This is a genomic window from Gordonibacter faecis (genome assembly GCF_030077735.1).
Classification (GTDB): domain Bacteria; phylum Actinomycetota; class Coriobacteriia; order Coriobacteriales; family Eggerthellaceae; genus Gordonibacter; species Gordonibacter faecis.
This window is the reverse complement of sequence record NZ_JASJEU010000002.1, coordinates 1-5,353: the sequence shown is the minus strand read 5'-3', so window position 1 is coordinate 5,353 and position 5,353 is coordinate 1. Positions and strand designations below refer to the sequence as shown.

Below are 5,353 nucleotides of genomic sequence, written 5' to 3'. Positions count from 1 at the left end.
TTGAAAAAAGTTCTTGACAAGAGGGAAACGGGAGAGTAAAGTATCTCCTTGCGCTGCTCGCCACGGCAAGCGGCGAAGGGCTTCGAAAGAGGCCCGCGAGAACCTTGAAAACTGGATACTGTGAGATGAATCGAATGAACGATAACACCCCGTCGATTCGCTAAAAACCCACCGAAGGGTAAGTAAGCAAATCGACAAACCATGATCGAACTGATGCAAGAGTAATCTTGCTTCTCTTTAAACGGAGAGTTTGATCCTGGCTCAGGATGAACGCTGGCGGCGTGCCTAACACATGCAAGTCGAACGATTAAGACGTCTTCGGACGTGTATAGAGTGGCGAACGGGTGAGTAACACGTGACCAACCTGCCCCCTTCTTCGGGATAACGCAAGGAAACCTGCGCTAATACCGGATACTCCTTGACCTTCGCATGAAGGACTCGGGAAAGCTTTTGCGGAAGGGGATGGGGTCGCGGCCCATTAGGTAGTAGGCGGGGTAGAGGCCCACCTAGCCTGCGATGGGTAGCCGGGTTGAGAGACCGACCGGCCACATTGGGACTGAGATACGGCCCAGACTCCTACGGGAGGCAGCAGTGGGGAATTTTGCGCAATGGGGGAAACCCTGACGCAGCAACGCCGCGTGCGGGATGACGGCCTTCGGGTTGTAAACCGCTTTCAGCAGGGAAGAAATTGACGGTACCTGCAGAAGAAGCTCCGGCTAACTACGTGCCAGCAGCCGCGGTAATACGTAGGGAGCAAGCGTTATCCGGATTCATTGGGCGTAAAGCGCGCGTAGGCGGCTTGCCAAGCGGAACCTCTAACCCGAGGGCTCAACCCCCGGTCGGGTTCCGAACTGGCTTGCTCGAGTTTGGTAGAGGAAGATGGAATTCCCGGTGTAGCGGTGGAATGCGCAGATATCGGGAAGAACACCGATGGCGAAGGCAGTCTTCTGGGCCATAACTGACGCTGAGGCGCGAAAGCTGGGGGAGCGAACAGGATTAGATACCCTGGTAGTCCCAGCCGTAAACGATGGGCACTAGGTGTGGGGAGATACTCTTTCCGTGCCGCAGCTAACGCATTAAGTGCCCCGCCTGGGGAGTACGGCCGCAAGGCTAAAACTCAAAGGAATTGACGGGGGCCCGCACAAGCAGCGGAGCATGTGGCTTAATTCGAAGCAACGCGAAGAACCTTACCAGGGCTTGACATGCTAGTGAAGCCGGGGAAACTCGGTGGCCGAGAGGAGCTAGCGCAGGTGGTGCATGGCTGTCGTCAGCTCGTGTCGTGAGATGTTGGGTTAAGTCCCGCAACGAGCGCAACCCCTGCCATATGTTGCCAGCATTCAGTTGGGGACTCATATGGGACTGCCGGCGTCAAGCCGGAGGAAGGTGGGGACGACGTCAAGTCATCATGCCCTTTATGCCCTGGGCTGCACACGTGCTACAATGGCCGGTACAACGGGCCGCAACTAGGCGACTAGAAGCGAATCCCTTAAAGCCGGCCCCAGTTCGGATCGGAGGCTGCAACCCGCCTCCGTGAAGTCGGAGTTGCTAGTAATCGCGGATCAGCATGCCGCGGTGAATACGTTCCCGGGCCTTGTACACACCGCCCGTCACACCACCCGAGTCGTCTGCACCCGAAGCCGCCGGCCGAACCCTTTTAGGGACGGAGGCGTCGAAGGTGTGGAGGGTAAGGGGGGTGAAGTCGTAACAAGGTAGCCGTACCGGAAGGTGCGGCTGGATCACCTCCTTTCTAGGGAGACACAAAGATTGTGTCCGGTGCGGTTGAGCTTTTGCTCCCGCAACCTGGATAGACTAAAGACTAACTAAGTACAAAGGGGAGCAATCGTCTTTCCTCATCATCACAGTATTCGGTTTCCAAGGGCTCTTGCCCTTGAAGAAACACCTGTCGTGTTTCTGCGCACCTTGACAGTTGCATAGCGAAAGCATCGAAGATTTTCGAATCAACACTGAATCAACTAGATTCAATGCGTGATTCGCATCTAAACGATCGCGAATGATAATATGGATACCTGATCTATCTTGTGTAAGAAGAAGATGTCAAGGGCGCACGGCGGATGCCTTGGCACAGGAAGCCGATGAAGGACGTGGCAAGCTGCGATAAGCTTCGGGGAGGGGCAAACACCCGCTGATCCGAAGATTTCCGAATGGGGGAACCCAGCTGGGGTCATGCCCAGTTACCCGCATCTGAATAAAATAGGGTGTGTGGAGGTAACCCGGGGAACTGAAACATCTAAGTACCCGGAGGAAGAGAAATCAACCGAGATTGCGCTAGTAGCGGCGAGCGAACGCGCACCAGCCCAAACCCATGCATGTGTTCAAGCTTAAGGGCGTTGCTGCATGTGGTGTTGTGGGACTATCTCATTTGGGGGCCTTAAACCCCAAGCGGAGTTATAAAGTTGCACCGTAGCAGAACGGTATGGAAAGGCCGGCCGAAGCGGGTAAGAGCCCCGTATGCGAAACGCTGTAGCCTCCGTGAGATGGCACCCGAGTAATGCCGGACACGTGAAATCCGGTATGAATCTGGGGGGACCACCCTCCAAGGCTGAATACTCTCCTGTGACCGATAGTGAACCAGTACCGTGAGGGAAAGGTGAAAAGCACCCCGAGAGGGGAGTGAAATAGTACCTGAAACCGTGCGCCTACAAGCAGTCGGAGCCCCCTTTGAGGGGTGACGGCGTGCCTTTTGTAGAATGAGCCAGCGAGTTGCGGTGAGCGGCGAGGTTAAGGTTAGAACCGAGCCGTAGTGAAAGCGAGCCTTTAAGATGGCGATATAGTCGCTTGCTGCAGACGCGAAGCCGGGTGAGCTATCCATGGGCAGGCTGAAGCGGGGGTAAGACCCCGTGGAGGGCCGAACCCACTTCGGTTGAAAACGGAGGGGATGACCCGTGGATAGGGGTGAAAGGCCAATCAAACCCGGAGATATCTCGTTCTCCCCGAAATAGCTTTAGGGCTAGCCTCGGACGTTCAGCGACGGAGGTAGAGCACTGGATCTTCTAGGGGGCTTCACCGCCTACCGAAAAGAACCAAACTCCGAATACCGTTGCTTCAGAGTCCGGGAGTCAGAGTATGTGGGCTAAGCTGTGTACTCGAAAGGGAAACAGCCCAGACCGCCCGCTAAGGTCCCCAAGTTTATGCTGAGTGGCAAAGGATGTGCGTTTGCCTAGACAACCAGGATGTTGGCTTAGAAGCAGCCATGCATTTAAAGAGTGCGTAACAGCTCACTGGTCAAGTGGACATGCGCCGACAATTCACGGGGCTAAGCATAACACCGAAGCGGCGGACTGATGTATATCAGTGGTAGGGGAGCTTTCCACGGGGGGTGAAGCTGCAGGGAAACCTGTGGTGGACCGCGTGGAAGTGAGAATGCTGGCATGAGTAACGAGAGAGGGGCGAGAAACCCCTCCGCCGTAAGCCTAAGGGTTCCTGGGCAAGGCTAATCCTCCCAGGGTCAGTCGGGAGCTAAGGCGAGGCCGGAAGGCGTAGCCGATGCACAACGGGTTGATATTCCCGTACCGCTGACAAGCGTTTGACCAACGGGGTGACGGAGAAGGGTAGCCGAGCGGGGTTCTGGACGTCCCCGTGAAAGCGTGTAGGGAGTTGTGCATGGAAATCAGCACAACACATATCCCGAGACGCGAGACGAAGGCATTAGCTGAAGTCGGTGAGCCCATGCTTCCGAGAAAAACCTCTAGGGAGCTTTGTTAGCGCCCGTACCAAAACCGACACAGGTAGGCGGGTAGAACATACCGAGGCGATCGGGAGAACCATGGTTAAGGAACTCGGCATATTGGCTCCGTAACTTCGGGAGAAGGAGCGCCCTTTTCTGTGAAAGACCTTGCGTCTGGAGCGGAAGGGGGCCGCAGCGAAACGGCCCAAGCGACTGTTTATCAAAAACACAGGACTCTGCAAAGTCGTAAGACGAAGTATAGGGTCTGACGCCTGCCCGGTGCTGGAAGGTTACGTGGATGGGTTAGCGCAAGCGAAGCTCTGAAACTAAGCCCCAGTAAACGGCGGCCGTAACTATAACGGTCCTAAGGTAGCGAAATTCCTTGTCGGGTAAGTTCCGACCTGCACGAATGGCGTAACGATTTGGGCGCTGTCTCAACCATGGACCCGGTGAAATTGTATTATTCGTGAAGATGCGAATTACCTGCGGAAGGACGGAGAGACCCCGTGAACCTTTACTGCAGCTTGACATTGGTCGTTGGCTCGGCGCGTAGAGGATAGGCAGGAGGCTTTGAAGCAGAGACGCCAGTTTCTGTGGAGCCAACCTTGGAATACTGCCCTCGTCGTTCCGGCGACCTAACTTCTGGCCGTGATCCGGCAGAAGGACCGTGTCAGGTGGGTAGTTTGACTGGGGCGGTCGCCTCCTAAAATGTAACGGAGGCGCGCAAAGGTCCGCTCAGGACGGTTGGCAATCGTCCCGAGAGCGCAAGAGTGCAAGCGGGCTTGACTGCGAGGCCTACAAGCCGAGCAGGTGCGAAAGCAGGTTCTAGTGATCCGGCGGCCCAGAGTGGAATGGCCGTCGCTCAACGGATAAAAGGTACTCCGGGGATAACAGGCTGATCTTGCCCAAGAGTCCACATCGACGGCAAGGTTTGGCACCTCGATGTCGGCTCATCGCATCCTGGGGCCGAAGTCGGTCCCAAGGGTATGGCTGTTCGCCATTTAAAGCGGTACGCGAGCTGGGTTCAGAACGTCGTGAGACAGTTCGGTCCCTATCCTCCGCAGGCGCAAGGGAATTGAGGAGATCTGCCCCTAGTACGAGAGGACCGGGGTGGACGGACCTCTGGTGACGCGGTTGTCGACCAACGGCACCGCCGCCTAGCTACGTCCGGCACGGATAACCGCTGAAAGCATCTAAGTGGGAAGCCGTCTCCAAGATGAGTTCCCTTTTTGGTAAGGGCCCAGGTAGACTACCTGGTTGATAGACCGCAGCTGTAAGCGTAGCAATACGTTCAGGCGAGCGGCACTAATAGCCCGAGCTCTTCTTCATAACACTAGGTATTCATATACGAATACGCGATCTCGATGCTCGCTATGCGACCGCCAGGGTGGCGTAGAAAGCCACTTGGTGGGGCAGATAGACTGCCCGTGGGGAGCATCCCCCGCGAGCGCGACCATGGAGGCGGGGATCACCCGATCCCATTCCGAACTCGGAAGTTAAGCCCGCCATCGCCGAAAGTACTTCAGCGTCAGGCTGCGGGAGGATAGGGCGTCGCGCTCGCGGAGGATGCTTTTCTTGTTGTGTGAGAGAAGCTGCTGGGTGAGTGGTAGCTGTTGTTGCTGATGTGAGGGGACCTGGGGGTCCTCTTTTTTTGTTGGGGGGGGGGGA

Annotated in this window: 3 rRNA genes; all 3 read left to right on the top strand. The window is 56.2% G+C overall.

Going from position 1 to position 5,353, the window contains the following annotated elements:
* Positions 1-238 precede the first annotated feature (238 nt).
* The 3 genes from QNJ86_RS00215 (at position 239) to rrf (ending at position 5,245) form a co-directional block, all read left to right on the top strand.
* Positions 239-1,747, top strand: a 16S ribosomal RNA gene (locus QNJ86_RS00215).
* A 298-nt stretch (positions 1,748-2,045) separates the two neighbouring features.
* Positions 2,046-5,014, top strand: a 23S ribosomal RNA gene (locus QNJ86_RS00210).
* Positions 5,015-5,130: 116 nt separating this feature from the next.
* Positions 5,131-5,245, top strand: a 5S ribosomal RNA gene (rrf, locus tag QNJ86_RS00205).
* Together the 16S, 23S and 5S rRNA genes form the textbook arrangement of a ribosomal RNA operon.
* Positions 5,246-5,353 lie beyond the last annotated feature (108 nt).